Raw genomic sequence first — 23,340 nt, forward strand, 5'->3', positions numbered from 1 at the left:
TTAATTATTTTTAATTTAAAATCTCTTCTAAAGCGCTTTGTTGTGCGCTATCCAAAGGCAAAATCGGCAATCTTGGCTCACCGACCATGATATTTCTTTGATTCAAAGCTGCTTTAACAGGTGCCGGCGAAGGCAAACTGAAGAGTGCGTCGATCCTAGGGATCAAAAAACGCATGATCTTCCCAGCTGACTTAACATCTCCCTTATCAACGTCTTGATACATTTGTGATATTTCTTTCCCGAACACATGACTTGCAACTGAGATGATCCCAGCACCACCCAGCGTTTTAACCGCTAACGCATCTTCATCTTCTCCAGAATAAACCAAAAAATCATGCGGAGCATTTTCGATCATAACTGCGAGATCAGCTGGTCCGGTACAATTTTTAACACCAATTATATTCGGATGTTCAGCTAACTTGAGTACCGTATCAACGTTCATCTTGACCCCAGTCCTACCCGGAATGTTATAAATGATCAGCGGTATCCGGCTTGCATCAGCAACTTTAGTAAAATGAGCAAACATTCCCGCTTGGTCCGGTTTATTATAATACGGAACGACCACTAAAAGAGCTGCTAAGCTGGAATAGCGAGACATTTTTTTGACGTCTTCAACGGTTGCAGCAGTACTATTACTGCCGACACCTGCAATCACCGGTACTCTATCGTCAACTATTTTGATAGTTTGCTGGATCATCATGTCTTTTTCGGCAGAGCTTAAATTTGGACCTTCAGCAGTCGTACCATTGATCAAAATACCTTGTGTGCCATTACACAACAAAAATTCGAGCAAATTTTTCAAACGTTGAAGGTCAATTTCATCACTCTCATTAAAAGGAGTGACCATCGCTGTAATGATTTGAGCAGCATTTAAATCTTTCATAATATCTTCCTCTCACTTACGTGGAACTTGCAAAAGACTCATTCTATCTAAAGACTCCGCAATTTGAACTGAGTTCCAAGCAGCACCCTTCAACAAATTATCTGCAACACAATACAAATGGAACGCGTTCTTTTGTTCTCCATCGGCCCGTAACCTGCCGACATAAGTTTCTCTATGACCGACAGCTTCAATTGCTTGTGGAAAAACCTGATTTTCAGGGTCATCGCGTAAAACAACTCCGGGTGCAGTAGTCAGGAGTTCTTGTAACTTAGCGACCGTTGCTCCATCATGTTCTAACTCAAACCAGACTGATTCTGAATGAGAGATCGCAACTGGGACTCTGACACAAGTAGCGGTCACCTGGATGTCTTGATCTTCCATGATCTTTTTAGTTTCATGGATCATCTTCCATTCCTCATGGGTATATCCGCCATCTTCAAAAACATCGATCTGAGCCAAAGGATTAAACGCAATTTGAAAGTGTTTATCTGCGGAAGCGACAGGTAAGATCTCTGGTTTTGGCTCCTGGCCATTCAAGATATCTTCAGTCTGTGTGTACAATTCTTGCATAGCCCGTTCACCAGCACCAGAGACAGCTTGCATGGTTGTAACTATGACCTTCCTAAGTCCAAATTTCTGACGTAACGGTTCTAAGGCCACGACCATCTGGATCGTGGAACAGTTAGGGTTGGCTATCAACCCATGATGCTTCGTCAAGGCTTGCTCGTTGACTTCTGGTACAACTAAAGGAACAGATGGGTCCATCCTAAAAGCACTCGTATTATCAATAACAACTGCTCCCCGTTTTACAGCTTCAGGAGCTAATTCTTTAGAAACGCCGCCACCAGCCGAAAAAAACGCCAAGTCGACATCTTCAAACGAAGACGGGCTAGCTTGCTGGACTTGCACTTCTTCTCCAGCAAATTTAAGAATTTTCCCAGCAGATCTTTTTGAGGCTAACAATTTCACGTCCGCTATCGACAAGGTCGATTGTTCTAACATTTCGATGATCCTTGTTCCAACAGCACCAGTTGCTCCAACGATAGCAATATTATATCCAGTCACAAGTTATCCCTTCTTCGTCTTATTTAAACATATATTATAGCATACTTATAGCCATTCTTTATATGAAAAGGTGAAATTGCAATTGTAACTAGGTTTGGTCATCCAGTATAAAACTTATTATTCATCTTTTTGTTTAATGACAAATTGTGGCATTTTTTTATGCTGGGGGTGATCATGATCCACAGGCTGTCTTGGCAGTCTATTTTTATTTCTGTTACCTCTATTTGTTGGCGTCTAGGCTTATGATCTTGTGTAGCCTTTTTGTTTTCAATAATTGCTCGGTGAGATGCTTTGATCCGGTCATTCATATCCACGTCGGTGATTTTGACCGCCATTTTCTCTCCCACAGAGACGACATCTGAAACATTATTCACACGTCTTTCATCCAATTGAGAAATGTGGACCAATGCTTGTTTATTATGGAATAATTCTACGATCGCACCAAATTTTTCAATGCGAATAACTGTTGCTTCATATATTTCCCCAACTTTAACTTTTTTGGTCAGCACTTTGATGATGTCTTATGTACGATCGATCTCGTTTTGTTCACTGGACATAATACGAACTGTGCCATCTTCATCAATATCAATTTTAACACCAGTTTCATCGATGATCTTATTGATCGTTTCCCCGCCTTTACCGATAACCACTTTGATTTGATCTTGGTCGATCTGCATCGTTTCAACTTTTGGAGCATATGGTGAAAGGTGCTTACGTGGTTCGGGGATAGTCGTTTCGATCACATCTAGGATCTCTAAGCGTGCTTTTTTGGCTTGTTGTAGAGCTTGGCTTAAAATATCACGGTCTACACCATCAACTTTGATATCCATCTGCAATGCCGTGATCCCTTGCTTAGTACCAGCGACCTTAAAGTCCATATCACCAAGATGATCTTCCATGCCCTGAATGTCAGTCAAGATAGTATGGTCCTGCCCATCCTTAACCAAGCCCATCGCGATCCCTGCGACTGGGGCTTTGATCGGAACACCTGCCGCCATCAAAGCCAAAGTACCCGCACAAATGCTGGCCTGTGATGAAGAACCATTTGATTCCAAAACCTCAGCTACCAAACGGATTGTGTATGGAAAATCATCCGTCGGTGGTATGATCGGTTTTAAGGCCCGCTCTCCCAATGCACCATGACCGATCTCTCTGCGACCAGGAGCTCTCATCCTGCCAGTTTCTCCAACAGAAAATTGTGGGAAATTATACTGATGAATAAAGTTTTTACTTTCTTCTTCATCAAGGTCATCAACAGTTTGTCCTTCAGACATTGGTGCAAGTGTCACAGTAGATAGCACTTGTGTCTGTCCGCGTGTAAATAAACCGGAACCGTGAACGCGAGGAATAAAATCGATCTGCGCGTCAAGTGGTCGGATCTCATCGAGTGCACGATGATCAGGTCGGACCTTGTCTGATGTGATCAATTTTCTGACGATGTTTTTCTCAAGCTCGTCCAAAATCTCACTGACCTCTAACAAATCATTTTCATCATTTGTTATCTGCTCCTTTGACTGTGTTTCATAATGTTCTAAAAACATATTTTTAACAGCTGCAATATTTTGATCACGTTCCTGCTTATTCTTAGTTAAAATTGCTTGCATTAAAGAATCTGTAGCTTGTTTAGTTAATTCCGTTTCTAATTTTTCATCATGTTTTTTCGCCTCAAACTGTCTTTTAGGCTGGCCGACCTCTGTTATTATTTTTCGTTGAAAGTCACATAATTTTTTTATTTCTTGTTCTCCAAACTCCAATGCATCCAAAACATCACTTTCTGCTATCTGATCACAACCGGCCTCCACCATGTTGATATTAGCGGCTGTGCCTGCAACTGTCAGGTCCAGATCAGACTCTGCTTGCTGTTTTTTTGTCGGAGCAATTAACAATTGGTCTGAAACTCGCCCCACCTCAACTGCAGCAACTGGTCCACCAAAAGGGATGTCAGAAATGCCCAGGCAAAGCGAACTCCCGATCATCGCAGCCATAGCTGGTGAACAATCTGGCTGGGCGCTTAAAACTAAATTGGTAACTTGAACTTCATCTTTAAATCCCTCAGGAAATAAGGGTCTGATTGGTCGATCGATCATTCGTGCTGTTAATGTTGCTCCGTCACTAGGTTTGCCTTCACGCTTAATAAAACCGCCAGGCATCTTCCCAGCTGCATATTTCTTTTCTTCATAATTAATAGTTAATGGAAAAAAATCAGCGTCATTAGCAGCCGGTTTACTAACAACCGTTGATAATACTGTAGTATCGCCAAAACGAACCAGAACTGCCCCATCGGCTTGCTTAGCTACCTCACCATTTTCAACCGTCAGATCGTGTCCTGCTAGTTTGATCGTATATGTACTCTTCACCATACTTGAGCTCCTCCCAAATTTCAGTCAATAACTTATCAAAATTATAGTTATAGTATACAATTTTTGGAAACGCTTTTGCAGTCCATGTGACTGATTAATTTAAATAAAAATTTTTTAGACAAAAAAAGTCGAAAACCATTAAATGATTTCCGACTTTCTAAAGAACATATTAACGACGTAAGCCAAGACTCTTGATTAAGTCACGGTAACGATGAATATCTTCATCACGTAAATATGCCAATAAATTACGGCGATGACCGATCTTCTTAAGCAAGCCACGTTGTGATGCATAATCTTTTTTATGCTGACCGATGTGTTCGTTCAATTCGTTGATATCAGCAGTCAACACTGCGATTTGAACTTCAGCAGAACCTGTGTCGCCTTCATGACGAGCATATTTCTGCATAATTTCATTCTTCTTTTCTTTTGAAACTGCCATTGGTAATTCCCACCTTTCATTTTTTTAGCCCCTAAACCGTGTAAACCGGCGGTGAGCACCGCGAAAACTCAGTCCAAGGCCCATGCATTTAATAGCACTGCTATTAATTTACTAAAAAAACATGTCATTTGCAAGTCGTTTTGGTTAAAAATTAGTTATTTCGTACCCAATAATAATAATGATTCAAATAATCACCGGCTGTCAAGGTTTTTTGCTTGATATTGTTGTTTCTTATTGCAATGTCTTTACTGTCCTTGTATAATAATTGATGTTAAATTTAAATGATTACCTAATGGAATCACGACAAGTGAGGTGACATCGATGCCAATTATTAAATCCGCAATGGAACGTGTTAAAACAAACGAAAAAGCTAGTACACGTAATTCTGCTCAATTAAGCCAAATGCGTAGTGCAGTTAAAAAGTTTGAAAATGCCAAGACAGCAGGCGCTGACAATGTTGAAGAATTGTTCAACCAAGCAGTTTCAGCAGTCGACAAGGCTTATTCAAAAGGGTTGATCAAAGCTAACAAAGCTGCTCGAGATAAATCAAGAATGGCTGCTCGTTTAGCTAAATAAAACTATTAAAAACGTTACTCTATTTTATGAGTAACGTTTTTTCGTATACACTTTTCACGCAACACTACGATGCTGGCTAAAGTTCAATAGAAAAAGTTGAAATAACAATTCTGGGTCGATCGAAGAAGATTTCATTTTTTCTTCAAGGTGGACTAGGCCGATATAGGCATCCTGCAGGTCATACTGCTTAAATTGACGATTTTTACGTAAAGCTAGTTTGACCCGATATGGATGAGCTTTTAATTCTTTAGCAATACTTCCCTGATCATAACCATGTTTACTCAAAATCATTGTTTGTAACATCAACCTGAATTGCCCTTCTAAAATGGCATTGATTTTCAGTGGTTCTTCTTTTTGTAATAGCAAATCTCTGTACATAGATAACGCATCTTTTACGTTTCGCTTTAAAACAAGGTCGACCAAATCAAAAACGTTTTGCTCAAATGATCGTGCTACAAGACCATCAACGTCTCCTCTTTCTATCATCTTACTGTCTTCTTCCGCCAATAACAGTTTCGGCAGTTCATTCATTATGGCGGTCAGTTCTGCCCCAGTCCGTTCTAATAACAAGTCAAGCGCATCTGACTGAAACCGATAGCCCTTTTTTTGCAAAAAGGAAGTTACAAATTCCTTAACTTCCCTTTCTTTTAATGGCTGACAATCAACAAATTCGGCTGTTTTCCGTAACTGCTTGGTTAGCTTTTTGCGCTCATCTAATTTCGGATAAGGAGCTGTAAATACTAAAATCGTTTCTGTTTCGGGATTTTTCAAATATTTAAGCAACCCATCAAGATCATGGTCTAAGGAATTTTTATGTCTCATACCGGTTAAAAAATATGGCCGATCAATGATCACTAGGCGATGCTCGCCAAAAAAGGGCAATGACATCGCATCGTTTAAAGCCACAGACAAATTAACAGCTTCCATATCATAGCGTCCAATATTAAATTCTTGTTGGTCTTCCGGGATCAAATTCAATAAAAAGCTCTTGAATTTATCTTGCAAATAGTTTTCTGTTCCCAAAGCAACATAAACTGACGCTATTTTTCCATTGTTGATATTTTTAATAGCTTGCTCAACTCGCATGTTCGACCTTCTTTTCTTCGTTATTATCGTAATTAAATGTTTGCACGCTAAAATCTTTTCCGAATGTCTGTTTTAATTTGACCATTCCACTTTCAGCTGTCACTAAAAAAGGGACCCCATATCTTTTTAGCGTATCCAATGTTTCAGGGTTGGGATGGTCATACCTATTATTTCGCCCTGCTGAAATGATTGCGAGTCTTGCATTTAAATGCCCGACAAAATCTGGTGCACTAGCCGTTTTACTGCCATGATGCCCAGTTTTCATCACGTCAGCGGTCAACTCGGGATATTTGTGCAAGACTTTTAGCTCATTTTCTCGATCAAGATCACCTGTAAATAAGAAATTCTTACCGCAAAAATGAGATAGTACCACCAGAGAATCTTCATTCTTCCCACTACCACTCATAAAAGGATGTAAAACTTGCACTAGACCTTGGCTATTTTCACGGTTTGTTTGATCAGTGACTGGGGTTACAACGTGTGGATCAACATCAGAAGTGAGCAGCCTTTTTTGAAAACTGATCACCTTTTCCATCCCAGCAGGGATCACCAACTGTTTGATAGTGATCCCTTTGCTAATGCTGGGAAAGTTACCTACATGATCAGTATCTTGGTGAGTCAAATACAACCGATCGATCCGAGAAATACCCTTACTGTGTAAATAGTTTACCACAACTGTTTCACCATTAGTCCTACTATTCCTAATTTGCCACTTTTGTGTGTTAAAATGCAGTTTTCCTCCAGTATCGATCACAATTACTTGCTTATTGAACCGTGTTTTTATCAAAGAACAATCACCTTGTCCGATATCGAAATAAGTTACTTCATTTTCTAACGGCAAGTGGATCCATCCAAAAGCGGCCAAATAGGACACAAGCAGGCAGGCCGTAACTCTATTTGGTCGTTTCGTCACTTGATAACACAACATAATTACCAACCAAACAAAAACAAATATGACTGGTGGTTTACCAAAAATTATCGTACCTGGCAAACTAGAACTCCAACCAAAAAAATACTGCAAAACTAGCAATGCTCTATTACAAAAGATCCTCAGCGGTGTAAAAATCGTCCCAATGATAACAACGGGGAAAATAAACCAATCAAAGATCGGACCGATCAGGATCGACAACGGTATCGTCCAAATATTCCAGGTGAAAGTATGCCATAACACCTGTGGAACAGTATATCCTCCCATCTTAAGTCCGCTGATAAATTGGTTGCCTTGGCGATCTAGCAATAGCACTAAAGTTAACAAATAACTGAGCTGGGCTCCTAGCGAAAAAATAGCCATGGGGGTGACTAACAGATTCAAAAGCAAAACCACCGACCACGTTTCGATCCCAGCCAATGGTACTGCAGTAAAACGCTGGGTAAAAATGTGTAACCATGACATCAAAAGAGAACGCAACAAACCTAGCGAACCACCACCAATGATCCCATAGATAGGTAAAACAATAAGCAATAAAATGTCTGTCGTTTCTTTAGTGATCTTCATCATTCGAGCCAGATAACGTGCAATACTAACCAAATAATAGACATGCATGCCCGATAATGTGAATAAGTAAAGTAAACCAAGCTTGTTGATTTGGTCCATCGCTTCTTGAAAACTTTCGCTTTGATACCCGATCAATAAAACTTGGGTAAACCACCCTAGAGGTTGTGGGATGGTTTCTAAATGATCGATCATTTTTTTACGTAAAACATGAAAATAAGCGCTGACCCTAAGATTTAGCCCCAAGTCCCCTCTAACTGGACGTACTTTCATATTTTTGGCCTGCAGCTGATTTGTAATATTCTTACCTAACATATAACGCCGAAAATTAAACTCGTTCTCGTTTGTAGGACCACGGATCGAATTTAGATCCCCGGTGACTTCGACCAAGCAGGGAGCCTGAATTTTCTCAAAGGCGCCTTTTTCTTCTTCTGTATGAAAGCGATAATAAACTAAAACTTTCTGCTTTTTACCATTCAGCTTACCGGAAAATTTCAAAAGATCCCCATTTGTAGTAAATTCATCAGGTTCTACAAATAACACAGAATTTTCTAAACTGACTTGTTCTTTTTCAGTTTGTTGTTGTATTTTATGTTGCCAAAAATTAAGATAACCAAACCAACATAAACAAAAAATAAGATTAACTACAATGATTTTTAAGTTGGCAGATCTCCAAATTCGAAGTTGTAGTAATAGCCATATTAGCAGCCACAGTATCGAATGCGCAAAAAAGGCAAAGCTCAAAAATAAAGCATCAAGACTGAGAAAAAAGAAAGAATACAGGCGCGTTTTTAAAGCTCCTGTTCGTTAAAATGGTCATCGTTGAAAATATCGTTCAAGTAACTTTTATCTATCTCGACTGGTTGAACTGTCACTCTTTTTCTTTTCAACAAAGAAATAGCATATGGATCATTATGATAGCTTCTTAAGTAATAGATTTTACGTATTCCAGCCTGTAAAAGCATTTTTGTACATTGCAAACAAGGAAAATCAGTCACATATATTTCTGCACCGTCACTTGCTACGCCAAATTTTGCACATTGCAAAACAGCATTCATTTCAGCATGGATCGTCCGCACACAGTGCCCGTCAACCAAATAACAATCATCATCTATACAATGAACGTCACCAGAAACCGAGCCATTATACCCACCGGCAATTATTCTCTTGTCTCGCACTAAGATCGCACCTACCGAAAGACGCTTACAGGTACTTCTTGTAGACAACAAAACAGCTTGTGTCATAAAATATTGATCCCAAGGGATCCTTTCTTTAACCATAACGATGCACTCCTCATTATTTCTTGAGATAATTATAGCATATTCATTTGGCTCATCAGCATATATTCAAAGTAACTATTTATAACTCACCTATTATCAAATTCAAACTCATATTTCATTAATTTACCGTGACTTGTTCAGCCAAACCTGCGAATATTTTATCGCCAATGCCAGAAACATTCTTTAAATCTTCTATCGTTTTAAAATTTCCGTTTTGCTGTCTATAAGCCAGTATTTGATCTGCTTTTTTATCTCCAATACCGTTTAATTCTGTCAATTGTTCTTTAGTTGCTGAATTTAAGTTGATTTTTCGCCCTTCTTGACTTAAACCTCCTGCTGTTTCAAGAGTTGATTCAGCCACCGACTCTTGGCCGCCTTGTGTCTCGCTGGCTGGGTCTTGCCCAATTAAAACGGGGCTACTGATCTGCGTCTGTTCTCCTTTAGCGGGGATATAGATCAACATCTGATCACTTAGTTTATGCGCGAGATTTACCTGATCAAGATCTGCATTTTTATTAGCCCCGCCTACTTTCTTGAGTACGGCATCCACTCTCTGGTCCGAATCGATCCATACCACTCCAGGATGAATCACTGCACCTTTAACATCCACACTGATTTTTTGTGTTGTAGTATTTTTCGTTCCACCAGTGTTTTCACTAACCAAAACAGAAGAGGACGTTTGCGAAGAACTAACGACTGTGCCTAAATCATAGTTCGTCTGCGACTGACTTTGTGTTTCTATACCATTTTCATCTAAAGAAGTAACGGTCTTCATTTTAGGGAATAAGAAAACTGCCAATATTAAAATAACCACTGCAAAAAGCAAAATCTTATCCTTGTGTTCCTCCCAAAGCATCCTTATTTTTTCCATAAGCAATATCCTTCCATCAAATGAAAAGCTCTAGCTGCTATATTCGTGTGATTCTTTCAAGCCATTGATGTTTTGTTAAAGCATAAATATATACGCAAAAAAGAGAAATTAGTGTTTCAAATTCCTCTTCTTTAATTATTTATTTTTTGATGAAAGATAAGAGACTGCTTGGTCCACGTTTTTAACGGGAACAACTTTCATTTTAGAGTGAATTTCAGCTGCTGTTTTTTTTGCCCCTGCATAGTTATTTTCTTTGCCTAAACGTGGGTCATTAGGTACCAAGAATACAGCCGCTTTAGCCTTATTTGCTGCAACAACTTTTTGCTCGATCCCACCTATTTGACCAACAGTCCCGTCCGTTTCGATAGTACCCGTTCCAGCAATATTTCTTCCCCGCAGCAGGTCTTGCTGACTAAGTTGGTTATACATTTGCAACGTGAGCATCAAGCCAGCAGAAGGCCCCCCCGATCCCTGCCATATTCGTGGTGATCGGGACTGAACTTGAAGTTTTCAACCGATCAGTCAAGGTGATGCCTAAACCATGTCGCTTACTATTGGGTAAGCGAACTAATTTGCCTGAGGTCTTCTTAACTTTTTTGTCTCGCAGGTAAGTGACACTGACTCTTTGTGCCGGAGAAATTTTCTTGATCGCCCTTATATAGTCACTGGAATTATCATAATGCCTTCCATTGACTTGCGTAACTACATCACCGATCGTTAATTTTTTCGCAAATTTAGAATCTTTAAGCACAGACATTACATAAAGACCAACATACTGTCTTTTTACATTCGCACCTGCCATTTTTAAAGAACGGTATTTTGCTTCAGCAACAGAAGACGACATATAGTAATTCTGTACACGTTGCATTTCTTTATCACTATAGTCGCCCATCTCTTGTTGGGCAGATACTCTAGTGGCATACTTATCGGTAAAGCTAAGCAGCCAAGTAATTGGTGTGGCCTTGAGCTGCTTAATATAAACTAACATAAATTTACCCTGCGAATCGTCTCGTTTTCCTTTCACCTTCACATATGAAGAGGTATCTTGCGCCGCCCCGGGTGAATCGATGTAGACTGGCAGAGGTAAAAAAAACACTACTAAAAGCGCGACCAAAGCAACTACATGCCATAATTTGATTTTTATTTTTTTATTCATGTGACCACTTTTTTTGCAGAGAACTAACAACATTAGCCGGTACGAACTGGGCAATATCCCCGTTAAACTGACCAACTTCTTTGATCATGCTTGAAGACAAAAACGAATACTCTGGACGTGCCAATAAAAGAACCGTTTCTATCTCTGGTGCTAAGCGGCTATTCATCGCTGCAATTTCACGTTCATATTCAAAGTCCTTAACATCACGGACTCCACGAACTAAGATAGATGCATTTAAGCGATGCATAACATTAACAGTCAGATCTGACTCCACAGCCACGACTTCAACGTTGTTTAGAGACGCAACATTATCTTGGACCAAACGCAATTTTTCATCAGATGAAAATAATGGTTTCTTAGAGGTGTTAGTCATAATGGCAACAATAATTTTATCGTACATCTTGGAAGCCCTGAAAATTAAATCTAAATGGCCATTTGTTAAAGGGTCAAAACTTCCTGGAAACAGTGCTATCATTTTAGATCGTTACCCCCATTGTATTTATAATAGGTCAATTCAGTTATGCCATAGTCGACCTGCTTTAGTAGATCAAAGCCAGTTAATTCAGTCGGTAAATTTGCATTTTGATCAGTCTCGCACACTACGACCGCCTCCTCAGCCAGCAACTGTAATTGGACCAACATTTGGATCATTTTAATGATTTTTTGCTCACGATAGGGCGGATCAAAAAAAACATAAGCAAACGGCTCTTGTTTTTCAGTCAAAGAATTCAGCACTTTAAAAGAGTCACCTTTTAACACTGAAAACCGTTGCTCTTCTTTAGTCACCGCAATATTCTCTTTGATCGTCTTAATTGCTTGGTAAGAACGATCGATCAAGACCGCGCGTTCAGCACTGCGTGAAACTGCTTCGATCCCAAGGGCGCCGCTTCCGGCGAAAACATCTAAAACATTGCCACCATCAAAGTAAGGCCCGATGATATTAAACATAGATTCCTTCACTTTGTCGGTAGTCGGCCTGGTCTTCATGCCACTGACAGCCTTCAGCTTCCTGCCCTTATAATTTCCTGCAACTACTCTCATCTTTTTCTCCAAACAATTATTTATTTTTTTCTTGGTCTTCTTCGGTCATCTTATAAACTTCTTCATTTTGAAAATCTCGTTTGATCTCAGGACGTGGTGATTTGACAACTGCTTTTACAAACTTTAATTTTGAGATCTTCTCCATAGTTTCTGACATCTTATCTTGATCAAGGTATAAAATGACATATTTCATTTTGCGGGAGACGTATTGAATTGTACCGTATTTCCGCAAGATCTTACTTTGTTTTAAATGGTACAGATAAACGACAATACTTTGGCGCTGTTTAATTTCAAATGTCAACTGCACCCCTCCTTTCACACAAAATTCTGCTTACACTTCAGGCATTTCACGGTCTCCTTTTTGCTTATCCTGACTGATCTCCAATAGTAGATCCCCAGTTTCCAAAAGTTCACCTTTTTTGACATAGATATGCTTGATCGTGCCATCAAAGGGAGCCTTGATAGTTGTTTCCATCTTCATAGCCTCAGTAACTACTAATTCGTCACCCTTATTGACCTTCTGCCCGTTTTCGACCAACAACTCAAGTACCGAACCGCTAAGTGTTGCACCAATGTGTTCTGGATTAGTTGGCTCTGCTTTTGGAACTGTAACACTTGAACTGGCAGAATTTTGATCTTTAGTCAAGATCCTCGAAGTCTCACCATTTACAGAAAAGAACAAAGTTCGTTCACCGACATCATTTGGTTTCGAGACAGAATCCAATTTGATAATAATACTCTTCCCATGGCCAAATGAGATCTCTGCTGTTTCCCCAGAACGCATTCCTTGGTAAAAAGTAGGTGTATCCAGGTAATAAACAGCTCCATATTGTTTAGCAGACTGCTCATATTCCTTGAAAACGTCCGGATATAAAATATAGCTTAAAACTTCCTGTTTGTTCGGTTTTCGGTTAATGATCTGGGCAAGCTCTTTTTGCGTAGCTGCAAAATCAACATTCCTGGCCAGACTCCCTGGGCGAACTGTCAAGGGCTGTCTCCCTTTCAAAACCACCTTTTGTAGATCCGGTGGAAATCCGCCGACCGGTTGTCCGATATCCCCAGCAAAAAAGTCAACAACAGACTGGGGGAAATCAAGTTCTTCACCGCGCTCCAAAATATTATTGGCATCCAGCTTGTTTTGCAACATAAATAAAGCTAGATCTCCAACAACTTTAGAGCTTGGCGTTACTTTAATAATATTACCCAGTAACTTATTCACAGTCCGATACATTTTCTTAACTTCTTCAAAGTCGGGAAGCCCCAAAGCTTTAGCTTGCTGCTGAAGATTTGTATACTGTCCTCCTGGCATGCCTGTCTGATATATATCAGTTTGAACAGAGCCAGAAGTTTTCGTAAAGTCCTGATAGTAAGGCTTAACTCCCGACCAATAACGGTCGACAGCTTCAGCCGCTTCCACATCGAGTTGTGGTTGTCGTTTGTCTCCGGTCAAACCATAGTATAAGCTAGTCATCGAAGGCTGACTGGTGGTCCCCGATAAAGCACTACTTGCTACATCAACTATGTCCACTCCTGCTTTGGTTGCTTGCAGGTAAGTAGCAACGCCATTCCCAGTTGTATCATGGGTGTGTAAATGGATCGGCACGTCGATCGCATCTTTCAAAGCACTGATCAGTTCGTAGGCAGCATTTGGTTTTAATAATCCTGCCATGTCTTTAACAGCTACGATTTGTGCACCAGCAGAAACTAAATCTTTAGCCAAAGAAACAAAGTAGCCCAAATCATACTTGTGCTCATTTGGATCCAATATATCACCCGTATAACACATCGTACCTTCAGCGATCTTACCGGTATCTCTGACATATTGTATACTCTTTTCCATTTGCTCGACCCAGTTTAGACTGTCAAAGATCCGAAAGACATCAACACCTTGCCGCGCACTTTCCTTGATAAATTCTTGCAAAACGTTATCAGGGTAATTTTTATACCCAACGGCATTTGAACCACGGAATAACATTTGCAGTAAAGTATTAGGCATCTTTTCATTCATTAACTTCAAACGTTCCCACGGGTCCTCATGCAAAAAACGATATGCCACATCAAAAGTTGCTCCACCCCAAACCTCGGCAGAAAAAATATCAGAAAACGCCTGATCATAAGTGGCGATCACCGGTTCCATATCTTTCGTACGCATCCGTGTAGCAAATAAACTCTGATGAGCATCACGCATCGTTGTATCAGTCAATAACAATTTGGATTGTTTCAAAACCCAATTTACTACTGCATCCGCTCCATCAGTTTTTAAAATAGATTTTGCATTTCGATGAGGTTTATCTTTGAGCAAACTAGTATCAAGTTGAGCATGTGGAAAATAAACTTTTTTATGTCGTTGCATACCAGGATAGCCGTTAACCGTGACATCGCCGATGTAATTCAACAACATATTACTTGTACTTGGTCCTTTTTCCGGAATAAATAACTCTTTCGTATCGTCGATAAAAGTTGTGTGTGCTTTACCAGTATAAAATACTGGATGTGCGAGGACCTTCAACATAAAATCAATATTAGTCTTAACACCACGGATCTGAAATTCGTTCAAAACACGCATCATCTTTTGCACAGCGTCTTTGAAAGTTCGCGCTTGCACGCACGCCTTAACCAATAAAGAATCAAAAAATGGAGTGACAGTCGCACCTGCATAGGCATTGCCTCCATCCAAACGCACACCAAACCCACCTGGTGAACGGTAAGTCTCGATCTTACCGGTGTCAGGCAAAAAGTCATTTTCCGGATCTTCTGTTGTGATCCGACATTGAATAGCCGCCCCATGCATAGTCAAGACTTCTTGCTTAGGTAGCCCGATCTCGGAATACAGATCTTGACCATCTGCAATCTTGATTTGCGTCTGTACAATATCAATATCTGTGATCATTTCAGTTACCGTGTGTTCTACCTGAACACGTGGATTGACTTCGATAAAGTAAAAATCAGAATCCGTGACTAAAAATTCAACAGTCCCAGCATTCAGATAGTCAACTGATTTCATCAAATCAACTGCTGCGTTGCATATTTCTTGTCTTCTATGCTCATTCAATGTCAGGCTTGGAGCAAATTCGATCACTTTTTGATGTCTTCTTTGCACAGAACAATCACGTTCAAACAAATGCATGACATGTCCGTGTTTATCTGCTAAGACCTGGACTTCGATGTGTTTTGGATGGTCTAGATATTTCTCCACATAAAGTTCATCACTGCCAAAAGCCTGTTTAGCCTCACTTTTGGCACGATCATAATTAGTTTGCAGTTCATCGCTACTATGAACGATCCGCATACCACGTCCACCACCGCCTAATGCTGCCTTCAACATTATCGGGTATCCAAATTCTTCAGCAAGTTCTGCTACTTCTTCCAGCGAAGTAACGGGGTCTGTCGTCCCAGGGATAGTATGTAACCCAGACTTAGTAGCAACTTGCTTGGCAGCCACCTTATCGCCAAAGATATGCAGTTGCTTAACAGTTGGGCCAATAAATATGATACCTGCTTCCTGACAACGCTGTGCAAATTCTTCATTTTCAGCTAAAAATCCATAACCTGGATGGATCGCATCAGCACCAGTCATCTTGGCTACCCGAATAATATCTTCAATATCCAGATATGCCTCGATCGGTTTTTTGCCAGCACCTATCAAATACGCCTCATCAGCCTTAAACCGATGTACCCCATATTCGTCTTCCTTAGCATAGACGGCAACAGTGTTCAACTTTAATTCGTGACACGCACGAATTATCCTGATAGCGATCTCTCCACGATTAGCTATTAAAACTTTCTTCATCTATCCCACCACTTTCGTAATTAAATTTTCGTGTAGCTGATCTGTATTTAAATGAGCTATTTTCAAACCACCTTAACTTTCGGCGGTAATATCGATTTCTGTTCCACGATTTTGGTTAGCAGAAATATTCATGACCATCCCTATTGACAAGGACAAGACGATCATACTTGAACCACCATATGAGATAAACGGCAAAGTTACGCCAGTGATAGGCAACAAGCCTAACACCCCGCCTATATTAAAACAGGCTTGTACGAGCATAAAAGAACCGATCCCGTAACAAAACAATGTATTGTAAGTATTTTGTGACCGTACCCCGATCAAGAGGACCCTTGCAATGATAAAGCATAAGAGACCCAATATGACTAGTGTCCCCACGAAACCTAATTCTTCATTGATCACTGATAAAATAAAATCAGTATACGGTGCAGGTAAATATCCTCTTTTTTGAATACTATTTCCCAGACCAAGTCCAAAAAGGCCACCATTACTGATGGCATAGTAAGAATTTACCAATTGTTTCCCTGACGCATCAGCCACCGAAAACGGATCAAAAAATGCCTGGAAACGAGCATACATATATGCGTACTTTGTACCACCTAAAGGATTCCCTAAACGTAAAGCCTGGACCACGAGCAGCAAACACCCGACAACGGCTGTCCAAACAGCAGTCCTTTTCTTATATGATAAAGTCCCACTGTTAGTAGAAGCTGTCGCGATTATCAAAACTACCATTAAATTGATCGTAAAACCGCCAAAATCAGGGGCCAATAAAACAAGGAACAACATCAAAGCTACCAGGCTGTATGGTTTGACTTTAGACATAGTATTATAGTAAGCGCCATTCTCAAGCCCTTTTTCTCTTAAAGCCATTAGCCGTGCCATAAACAAAGCTAAATACAGTTTACAAAACTCGGCAGGTTGGATACTGATCGATCCTAAATTGATCCATCCACGAGCACCGTTGATCGGATTAGTGAAAAGTAACGCAAATCCTAGTGAAAACAACAGGATCACGTAACTAATAAGTAAAAATTTTGAATTAGCCCACCAGCGAGGATTCAAATGACAGACTACTAATAATGCAGCAACTCCGATCGCGACAAAAATCAATTGTTTCCATAAATACGAGTCTGCTTTTAGCCCGCTATAAGAAAGGTTGATCGAACTAGCTGAATACACCATAATGATCCCAACTACACAAAGGATAATGTATGGGATAAAAAGGTAATTATCAAAATATTTTATTTTCTCTCTAATTTTTTTCATGCCATATTTTTCATTGAGCAGAACGATCGACAACTTCTTGTTTGATCACTTCGAGGTCATTTTCCAAATCAGCCACCATCTGCTCCCCTTCATCATTAGTCAATAAACCACATAAAACAGCAAATCTGACCTGACAAGAAAAACCATAAATACGAGTATCAGCCACATCATCAAATGCCGGACAGTCAGTTACACATAAGGCATATTTCTGATTGCCGATCAACTGACGAATACTAGCAGCACTCTCTTGCAAAATAGCTAATGCATCTTCTTTACTTACCGCCTGCTTCATTTCTTTTCTCCTTTCACCACTTGGGCAATTATATCATATACCAATATATCTTAAAAAAGTTCAGTTTAATTATTTATATTCACTAAAAAACATTTTCTTGATTTATCTATTATATACTATAACCGAACTTTACTGTATTAAAAAGGTTATATATCAACGTTCTTAAATCTTAAATGTTTTGTTAAGCTTGACCATTATTTGCGTATAAAAAAGGATCGGAAGTTCAACCTCCCGGTCCTGACGAAAAAACTATTTAGTTTCTTTTTTTGATTTTTTTGCTTCTTTTTCACGGGCATTTGTATTCAAAATGCTCTTGCGTAAACGGATCGATTCTGGCGTGATCTCCAACAATTCATCCTCATTCAAGAATTCCAAGGATTCTTCCAGAGTTAAGTGTGTTGGCGTTTTGATAGATGCCGTTTGGTCTTTACTTGACTGACGAACATTAGTCAAGTTCTTGCCCTTAGTAATATTAACTGAAATATCGCGTTCGCGAGAAGATTCACCAATGATCATACCTTCATAGATTTCAGTACCTGGGTCAACGAAAATAGTTCCCCGGCCTTCAACACCCATGATGGCATAAGTCGTAGCCTTACCTTGATTAATGGAAACAAGGGCACCGTTACGACGACCCGGTTCCCAATTACGAATAACTGGTTTATATTCGGCGAACGTATGGCTCATGATCCCATAGCCACGAGTCATTGACAAAAACTGTGAATCAAAACCAATCAAACCACGAGTCGGTGTTGAGAATGTCAAGCGTGTCTGACCGTTATTACCTGTTTCCATATTAGTCATCTCACCTTTACGTTGCGCAAGGGCATCAATAATAGAACCAGAATACTCATCAGGCGTATCGATCGTAACATTTTCAAATGGTTCAGATAACTTACCATCGACCTCATGTAAGATAACCTTTGGACTTGAAACCGCTAATTCAAAGCCATCACGACGCAGCGTCTCGATCAATATCGACAAATGCAATTCACCACGACCAGAAACGACCCATGTATCAGGAGATTCTGTATCCTCGACACGCAATGATACATCAGTGTGCAATTGTAATTTCAACCGATCTTCTAGCTTGCGTGCAGTGACTTTATCACCCTCACGACCAACAAATGGCGAATTATTAGTAATGAAGTTCATTTGTAGTGTAGGTGGATCGATCCGCAAGACCGGTAAAGCTTCTGGATGGTCAACGGGGCAAATCGTTTCACCAACAAAAATGTCTTCCATTCCTGAAATGGCAACTAAATCACCAGCTCTTGCCTGGTCGATCTCCAAACGTTGCAAACCAAAGTACCCAAACAGCTTGGTGACCCTAAAGTTTTGTTGGCTGCCGTCAAGTTTCATGACTGTAACATGATCGCCGACTTTGATAGTACCACGGAAAACACGACCGACACCAACACGACCGACAAACTCATTGTAATCGAGCATGGCAACCTGGAACTGCAATGGTTCCTCGGAATTATCGATAGGTGCAGGGATCGTATCGATGATCGTATCAAAAATCGGGTTCATTGTATGTTCTTGAGTATTGATGTCTGAATCTAATGAAGATGTCCCATTCATTGCAGAAGTATAGATCACTGGGAAATCAAGTTGTTCTTCATCTGCTCCCAGTTCAATAAAGAGATCGAGCACCTCGTCAACAACTTCGTCTGGACGTGCGCCCGGACGATCGACCTTATTGATCACAACTATCGGTGTCAAATGTTGTTCAAAAGCTTTCTTTAAAACAAACCGTGTTTGCGGCATAGTCCCTTCAAAAGCATCCACAACTAAGACAACACCGTCAACCATTTTCATGATCCGCTCAACTTCTCCACCGAAGTCAGCATGTCCCGGTGTGTCTAAGATATTGATCTGTTTACCATGGTAACGAACCGCCGTATTTTTAGACAGGATCGTGATACCACGTTCCCTTTCAATATCATTTGAGTCGAGTGCCCGATCACTGATTTGAGTATGTTCATCAAGTGTATCAGATTGCTTTAACATTTCGTTAACTAAAGTTGTCTTACCGTGGTCAACGTGGGCGATAATGGCAACATTACGAATATCATCACGTGTTTTCAAAATTTGCTCTCCCTTTCATTTCTAGATCCTAAAATCAAGTATATCATTGCTTTTTCATAATTTTGTGAAAACTTTGACATTATTTTCATAACCTGGCATAAAAAAACTGTGACAATGAAGCCACAGTCATCGGCTATCATTTGGCAGACATCAATGCCGAAATCTCAGTATAAGCATTTTCCGTTGCCACCAGTACATCTTCTGATGATACCACGTCTACAGACTCGCCGTCAATCGTTTTCACGCTCAAATTTAGACTTTCTGCCAAAATACTGCCTGCTGCATAATCCCATGGACGTAAATGTGAAAGATAGCCAACACATTGCCCTTTCAGTACATGGATAAATTCAACCCCCGCACTGCCATATATGCGAGCACCAGCACTTTTTTTAATGACTTTTTGTAAATTGCGATAATCATTCATCAGCATTGGACCGTTGACGCCCAAAAGCCCGTCTGCCAATTCAATATTATCAGGGGCCGACATTTTCTTTTCATTGCAGTAAACTCCGATCCCTGGACCTCCCCAATATAATTGGTCGTTGATCACGTCATAAATATAACCCAAAAGGGGCTTTTGATCTTGGTAAATAGCTATCATACTGGCAAAATGAGCGCCCTGTTTAACGAAATTCATTGTGCCATCGATCGGATCGATCACCCAAAAAAAGCCTTTAGATGATCTAATATCAGCTTTCTTTCCTTCCTCACCTAAAATTGCTGATCCTGGAAAATTATCACCGATCTTGTCTCTAAAGAAACGTTCCGTTTCCTTATCAATATTTGTCACTAAATCAAGCCTAGACGTTTTATTTTGAATATCTAAGCCTTCAGCACGCCCTTTTAGGATCCTCATTCTTGCTTCATGAAACCATTCTTTCACTTGTTGATGGATCTCTTGTTGTTTAATCATTTGCTCATCCCTTTTTTGCTTTGAAGCGTAAAAATCTTTTTTCATTTTTCAAAACATACTGACTTGCAGCATAGATGCTAAAGCCTGAAACCGCTCGAAACCTTTTATCGAGCTGCTTTTGGGCCATCTTTGCCGGTTCCATTTTTTGAAAACGGCGATATTTGTGCAAATATTCATTACGATCGATGCCGCTCGTATACAGCTTTTCAACAGCCTGATATAGATCAGCCGCTATGATGACTTCGGAAACATCCCATTCTGGCATCAAAGGATATTCATAATTTTCTGTACTCATCGTCTTATCTGCCACCTGTCAAACTTTGGATTTGTTCCGAAACTCCAACTTTAATATCAGCTAATTTCTTTTTTTCATCTTCAGATAAGTTCAGGGTTGGCAGTCTGGAAACGCCTTGCTTAGACAATAAAACTGGTTCACTGATAGCAATTTTTTGGTCACCCAACAAAACCTGATGGGTCAACGGGATGATTTGTGCAAAAGATGAGAACAAAGCTTCAAAAATACGGTCTAAGCTCGCTAAAATCGCTGGTAATTCGCTTTTTTCTGAACGATTTCGCAGACGCTCCTCTATCTTAGTCAACTCATTTTGAGTAAACAAACTATTCTCTTGCGCAATCAAGGATAAAAGCGGCGTACCTGCCACTAATCCGCGGCTCCATGCCGGGACAGCATTGACAAAAGTCCCTAGTACACTCACATGAACCTGACGCACATCGATTTTTAAAACATTACTGATCATTTTTTCAGCCAACATCGACAATGGTAGAGTTCCTAAACCAAAAATCGAACTATCAGGCAATCCCGAAAAGCGTAAAGCAGAAAAAACCTGTTCTTCACCGTATTCAGTTAAAAAGCATACTCGGCCGGCAAAGTTATTAGCCATTGCCTGATTGATAAGAAGTTGGGTCCAGTGGATCTCAGCACGCAAATTTTCTTTAAGAGTGGGCTTTTGTTCACTAACAGGTCCTGATCTTCCAATCAACAAAAGATCTATCTCACTCCATTCTGGCGTATTTGTTGCGACCAATGTCAGGTTTTTAGCCATCACTGCGGAGTCCAAAACAGCGCGGACAGTATCTGAGAACTCAACATCTTTTTGATACCAAATAAAATTGATCTCTTTGTCTGAAACGATATTATGCTGTAGAATTGCTTGAACTAACAAATCATTTCCACAGATCAAAACGTTTTTTGTCATATTCACGCCTCCGATGGAATTAATGTTATCCATATCTGTCTTTTTATTCTAACATAAACTATTATATCTGAAAATTTTCTTCTTTTTTAAAAAATTAAGTCCATTATTACATTCGCCGCATACAGGTAAGTAAAATTAGAACCTTCTACATCTTTTTTAGCCATGAAACTGTTAATTATGCTAAGATAGAGCTATATTATCTTTTATGGAGGCAATATAAACGTGATATTAATGGACGATATTACTCGTGATGGTGACCCTGTTTTACGTTCACGAGCGAAAAAATTAACTTTCCCACTTTCTGATAAAGAAATCGAAATGGGCAAAAAAATGATGGAGTACTTAGAAATTAGCCAAGACGACCAACTCGCGGAAAAATACAACTTGCGTGCTGGTGTTGGTCTTGCTGCACCACAAGTTGGTTCACCAACTCGAATGGCCGCTGTTTTAGTGCCTAGTGAAGACGAAGAAGAACCACCTGCATTTAAAGAGATCCTCGTTAACCCTACTATTCTTACTGAATCTGTGCAGGGTGCCGCCTTGGGGACCGGCGAAGGGTGCCTGTCAGTTGATCAAGATGTCCCGGGATATGTCTGGCGCCATGATCGTATTAAGTTACGCTGGTATGATTTGGAAGGCAACAAACATATTTCTCGCCTTAAAGACTATCCAGCAATCGTTGTCCAACATGAATTTGATCACCTTAATGGTACTTTATTCTATGATCACATTAATGAAAACGCAAGATTTGAAACACCAGATGGTGGGATCTTGATTGGTTAAAACTCCAAGCTCTTTTCTACGTCCCACTAAAAAAACTGACATTGATCGTCAGTTTTTTTATTTTTCCAATTTTTCTATATCTTTAACATACCCGATGGTTTCTTGATTGACCAGATATGCTATCTCAACGTTAAGTTTGCCCTCACGAAACCAAATATCTGAAATAACTAATGGACTTTTTCCACCGCCGTTGATTAAGCCATTTTGTTTGGAATACAGTTTCAGTTGCTTAGCCATTTTATTTTTAACCTGATGGACCTGTTTTTTATCGAGCTCTACAAAATAAAAAGAAAAACCGAAAACTGCCACATTTAGTCCCCACACTTTAGCCACTGGAGAAACTGCAAGAGGCCCAAATGGGTCATTTGCACCATCAAATCCCGGTACTTTTACTCCTTTAAGCGCTGTCTTTACAGCATCAGTTACCAGTGACTCATACTCCCTTTGCTTTTCTTTTAGATTGTGGGCTCTTATCTTTCTGGCGCCGAAAATTATGACGATAATAACTAAAAGCAGAATGACGATACCAAAAAATATTTTCACAAAAACCTGCTCCTTTTAGTAGCTTGAACAGCAAAAATTTTGTTTCATTACTATTTTAACATACCTAGATGAAATGTAATTTAATTTTAAACGTTAGCGCCCAATTCTATACTTGATAAGTTTTCTATGCTAGAATAATATTAATTATCGTGTAAACGACCCATGTTCGGAATTTTATTTTTTGCGTTTTTGA

At 39.8% G+C, this 23,340-nt stretch carries 22 protein-coding genes and 1 pseudogene; 2 read left to right on the forward strand and 21 right to left on the reverse strand.

Annotated elements, in window-relative coordinates:
* Positions 1 to 10: 10 nt before the first annotated feature.
* The 4 genes and pseudogenes from dapA to rpsO all read right to left on the reverse strand — a co-directional run bounded on the left by dapA (position 11) and on the right by rpsO (position 4,747).
* Positions 11 to 883, reverse strand: a complete 873-nt coding sequence (gene dapA / locus AC3XNE_RS10440; protein WP_489832008.1) for a 4-hydroxy-tetrahydrodipicolinate synthase — start codon at positions 881 to 883, stop codon at positions 11 to 13.
* A gap of 12 nt (positions 884 to 895) precedes the next feature.
* Positions 896 to 1,948, reverse strand: coding sequence for an aspartate-semialdehyde dehydrogenase (locus AC3XNE_RS10445; RefSeq protein WP_489832009.1), 1,053 nt, complete (start codon positions 1,946 to 1,948; stop codon positions 896 to 898).
* A 98-nt stretch (positions 1,949 to 2,046) separates the two neighbouring features.
* Positions 2,047 to 4,308 (reverse strand): annotated as a pseudogene (gene pnp, locus AC3XNE_RS10450) (polyribonucleotide nucleotidyltransferase).
* Between the two features lie 169 nt (positions 4,309 to 4,477).
* Positions 4,478 to 4,747, reverse strand: a complete 270-nt coding sequence (gene rpsO, locus AC3XNE_RS10455; protein ID WP_489832010.1) for a 30S ribosomal protein S15 — start codon at positions 4,745 to 4,747, stop codon at positions 4,478 to 4,480.
* Positions 4,748 to 5,068: 321 nt separating this feature from the next.
* Between rpsO and rpsT the strand changes: the two genes are divergently transcribed.
* Positions 5,069 to 5,323, forward strand: coding sequence for a 30S ribosomal protein S20 (rpsT, locus tag AC3XNE_RS10460; protein WP_489832011.1), 255 nt, complete (start codon positions 5,069 to 5,071; stop codon positions 5,321 to 5,323).
* A 54-nt stretch (positions 5,324 to 5,377) separates the two neighbouring features.
* On the opposite strand, the gene holA is transcribed toward rpsT, so the two are convergent.
* The 16 genes from holA to AC3XNE_RS10540 form a co-directional block, all read right to left on the reverse strand.
* A complete protein-coding gene (gene holA / locus AC3XNE_RS10465) occupies positions 5,378 to 6,409 on the reverse strand; it encodes a DNA polymerase III subunit delta (RefSeq protein WP_489832013.1) in 1,032 nt (343 codons plus the stop codon).
* Positions 6,399 to 8,645 carry a DNA internalization-related competence protein ComEC/Rec2 gene (locus tag AC3XNE_RS10470; protein WP_489832014.1) on the reverse strand — a complete coding sequence of 749 codons (2,247 nt, stop codon included), beginning with the start codon at positions 8,643 to 8,645 and terminating at the stop codon, positions 6,399 to 6,401. The genes holA and AC3XNE_RS10470 overlap by 11 nt, the downstream gene beginning before the upstream one ends.
* 47 nt (positions 8,646 to 8,692) lie before the next feature.
* The gene (locus tag AC3XNE_RS10475; RefSeq protein WP_489832016.1) at positions 8,693 to 9,181 is read right to left on the reverse strand and encodes a ComE operon protein 2; all 489 of its coding nucleotides are present in this window, start codon (positions 9,179 to 9,181) and stop codon (positions 8,693 to 8,695) included.
* A 118-nt stretch (positions 9,182 to 9,299) separates the two neighbouring features.
* The gene (locus AC3XNE_RS10480) at positions 9,300 to 10,052 is read right to left on the reverse strand and encodes a helix-hairpin-helix domain-containing protein (RefSeq protein ID WP_489832017.1); all 753 of its coding nucleotides are present in this window, start codon (positions 10,050 to 10,052) and stop codon (positions 9,300 to 9,302) included.
* A 135-nt stretch (positions 10,053 to 10,187) separates the two neighbouring features.
* A complete protein-coding gene (locus AC3XNE_RS10485) occupies positions 10,188 to 10,496 on the reverse strand; it encodes a S16 family serine protease (protein WP_489833409.1) in 309 nt (102 codons plus the stop codon).
* Positions 10,474 to 11,208, reverse strand: coding sequence for a PDZ domain-containing protein (locus AC3XNE_RS10490; RefSeq protein ID WP_489832018.1), 735 nt, complete (start codon positions 11,206 to 11,208; stop codon positions 10,474 to 10,476). Before AC3XNE_RS10490 ends, AC3XNE_RS10485 begins: the two co-directional genes overlap by 23 nt.
* A complete protein-coding gene (gene coaD, locus AC3XNE_RS10495; RefSeq protein ID WP_489832019.1) occupies positions 11,201 to 11,683 on the reverse strand; it encodes a pantetheine-phosphate adenylyltransferase in 483 nt (160 codons plus the stop codon). The genes AC3XNE_RS10490 and coaD overlap by 8 nt, the downstream gene beginning before the upstream one ends.
* The gene (rsmD, locus tag AC3XNE_RS10500; RefSeq protein ID WP_489832021.1) at positions 11,680 to 12,249 is read right to left on the reverse strand and encodes a 16S rRNA (guanine(966)-N(2))-methyltransferase RsmD; all 570 of its coding nucleotides are present in this window, start codon (positions 12,247 to 12,249) and stop codon (positions 11,680 to 11,682) included. The genes coaD and rsmD overlap by 4 nt, the downstream gene beginning before the upstream one ends.
* A gap of 16 nt (positions 12,250 to 12,265) precedes the next feature.
* A complete protein-coding gene (locus AC3XNE_RS10505) occupies positions 12,266 to 12,550 on the reverse strand; it encodes a YlbG family protein (RefSeq protein WP_489832022.1) in 285 nt (94 codons plus the stop codon).
* Between the two features lie 30 nt (positions 12,551 to 12,580).
* Positions 12,581 to 16,039, reverse strand: coding sequence for a pyruvate carboxylase (locus AC3XNE_RS10510; RefSeq protein ID WP_489832023.1), 3,459 nt, complete (start codon positions 16,037 to 16,039; stop codon positions 12,581 to 12,583).
* A 72-nt stretch (positions 16,040 to 16,111) separates the two neighbouring features.
* Positions 16,112 to 17,308, reverse strand: a complete 1,197-nt coding sequence (locus AC3XNE_RS10515; RefSeq protein ID WP_489832024.1) for an FtsW/RodA/SpoVE family cell cycle protein — start codon at positions 17,306 to 17,308, stop codon at positions 16,112 to 16,114.
* Positions 17,309 to 17,318: 10 nt separating this feature from the next.
* On the reverse strand, positions 17,319 to 17,600 hold the full coding sequence (locus AC3XNE_RS10520) for a DUF1507 family protein (RefSeq protein WP_489832025.1): 282 nt from the start codon (positions 17,598 to 17,600) through the stop codon (positions 17,319 to 17,321).
* A 249-nt stretch (positions 17,601 to 17,849) separates the two neighbouring features.
* Complete coding sequence (gene typA, locus AC3XNE_RS10525; protein ID WP_489832026.1) at positions 17,850 to 19,691, reverse strand: translational GTPase TypA; 1,842 nt, start codon at positions 19,689 to 19,691, stop codon at positions 17,850 to 17,852.
* 136 nt (positions 19,692 to 19,827) lie between these two features.
* Positions 19,828 to 20,604 (reverse strand): inositol monophosphatase family protein, encoded by a 777-nt coding sequence (locus AC3XNE_RS10530; protein WP_489832027.1) that lies wholly within the window; start codon positions 20,602 to 20,604, stop codon positions 19,828 to 19,830.
* A gap of 4 nt (positions 20,605 to 20,608) precedes the next feature.
* Positions 20,609 to 20,899, reverse strand: a complete 291-nt coding sequence (locus tag AC3XNE_RS10535; RefSeq protein ID WP_489832028.1) for a UPF0223 family protein — start codon at positions 20,897 to 20,899, stop codon at positions 20,609 to 20,611.
* 4 nt (positions 20,900 to 20,903) lie between these two features.
* Entirely contained in the window at positions 20,904 to 21,821 is a 918-nt protein-coding gene (locus tag AC3XNE_RS10540; RefSeq protein ID WP_489832029.1) for a Rossmann-fold NAD(P)-binding domain-containing protein, read from the reverse strand.
* A gap of 222 nt (positions 21,822 to 22,043) precedes the next feature.
* On the opposite strand from AC3XNE_RS10540, the gene def reads away from it, so the two are divergent.
* Positions 22,044 to 22,604 (forward strand): peptide deformylase, encoded by a 561-nt coding sequence (def, locus tag AC3XNE_RS10545; RefSeq protein WP_489832030.1) that lies wholly within the window; start codon positions 22,044 to 22,046, stop codon positions 22,602 to 22,604.
* A 57-nt stretch (positions 22,605 to 22,661) separates the two neighbouring features.
* Here the strand turns inward: def and AC3XNE_RS10550 are convergent, their stop codons facing one another.
* Complete coding sequence (locus AC3XNE_RS10550) at positions 22,662 to 23,147, reverse strand: hypothetical protein (RefSeq protein WP_489832031.1); 486 nt, start codon at positions 23,145 to 23,147, stop codon at positions 22,662 to 22,664.
* Positions 23,148 to 23,340: the final 193 nt, after the last annotated feature.

The organism is Ligilactobacillus sp. JN-6 (Y).1 (assembly GCF_058111525.1).

Bases quoted from the DNA above. Each gene is read 5' to 3' on its own strand.
- dapA (WP_489832008.1), bottom strand. From the start codon at position 883: ATGAAAGATTTAAATGCTGCTCAAATCATTACAGCGATGGTCACTCCT.
- rpsO (WP_489832010.1), bottom strand. From the start codon at position 4,747: ATGGCAGTTTCAAAAGAAAAGAAGAATGAAATTATGCAGAAATATGCT.
- AC3XNE_RS10530 (WP_489832027.1), bottom strand. From the start codon at position 20,604: ATGATTAAACAACAAGAGATCCATCAACAAGTGAAAGAATGGTTTCAT.
- AC3XNE_RS10535 (WP_489832028.1), bottom strand. From the start codon at position 20,899: ATGAGTACAGAAAATTATGAATATCCTTTGATGCCAGAATGGGATGTT.
- AC3XNE_RS10515 (WP_489832024.1), bottom strand. From the start codon at position 17,308: ATGAAAAAAATTAGAGAGAAAATAAAATATTTTGATAATTACCTTTTT.
- AC3XNE_RS10480 (WP_489832017.1), bottom strand. From the start codon at position 10,052: ATGGAAAAAATAAGGATGCTTTGGGAGGAACACAAGGATAAGATTTTG.
- coaD (WP_489832019.1), bottom strand. From the start codon at position 11,683: ATGATAGCACTGTTTCCAGGAAGTTTTGACCCTTTAACAAATGGCCAT.
- AC3XNE_RS10540 (WP_489832029.1), bottom strand. From the start codon at position 21,821: ATGACAAAAAACGTTTTGATCTGTGGAAATGATTTGTTAGTTCAAGCA.
- holA (WP_489832013.1), bottom strand. From the start codon at position 6,409: ATGCGAGTTGAGCAAGCTATTAAAAATATCAACAATGGAAAAATAGCG.
- rpsT (WP_489832011.1), top strand. From the start codon at position 5,069: ATGCCAATTATTAAATCCGCAATGGAACGTGTTAAAACAAACGAAAAA.
- AC3XNE_RS10485 (WP_489833409.1), bottom strand. From the start codon at position 10,496: ATGCTCACGTTGCAAATGTATAACCAACTTAGTCAGCAAGACCTGCTG.
- AC3XNE_RS10510 (WP_489832023.1), bottom strand. From the start codon at position 16,039: ATGAAGAAAGTTTTAATAGCTAATCGTGGAGAGATCGCTATCAGGATA.
- AC3XNE_RS10490 (WP_489832018.1), bottom strand. From the start codon at position 11,208: ATGAATAAAAAAATAAAAATCAAATTATGGCATGTAGTTGCTTTGGTC.
- AC3XNE_RS10520 (WP_489832025.1), bottom strand. From the start codon at position 17,600: ATGAAGCAGGCGGTAAGTAAAGAAGATGCATTAGCTATTTTGCAAGAG.
- AC3XNE_RS10475 (WP_489832016.1), bottom strand. From the start codon at position 9,181: ATGGTTAAAGAAAGGATCCCTTGGGATCAATATTTTATGACACAAGCT.
- rsmD (WP_489832021.1), bottom strand. From the start codon at position 12,249: ATGAGAGTAGTTGCAGGAAATTATAAGGGCAGGAAGCTGAAGGCTGTC.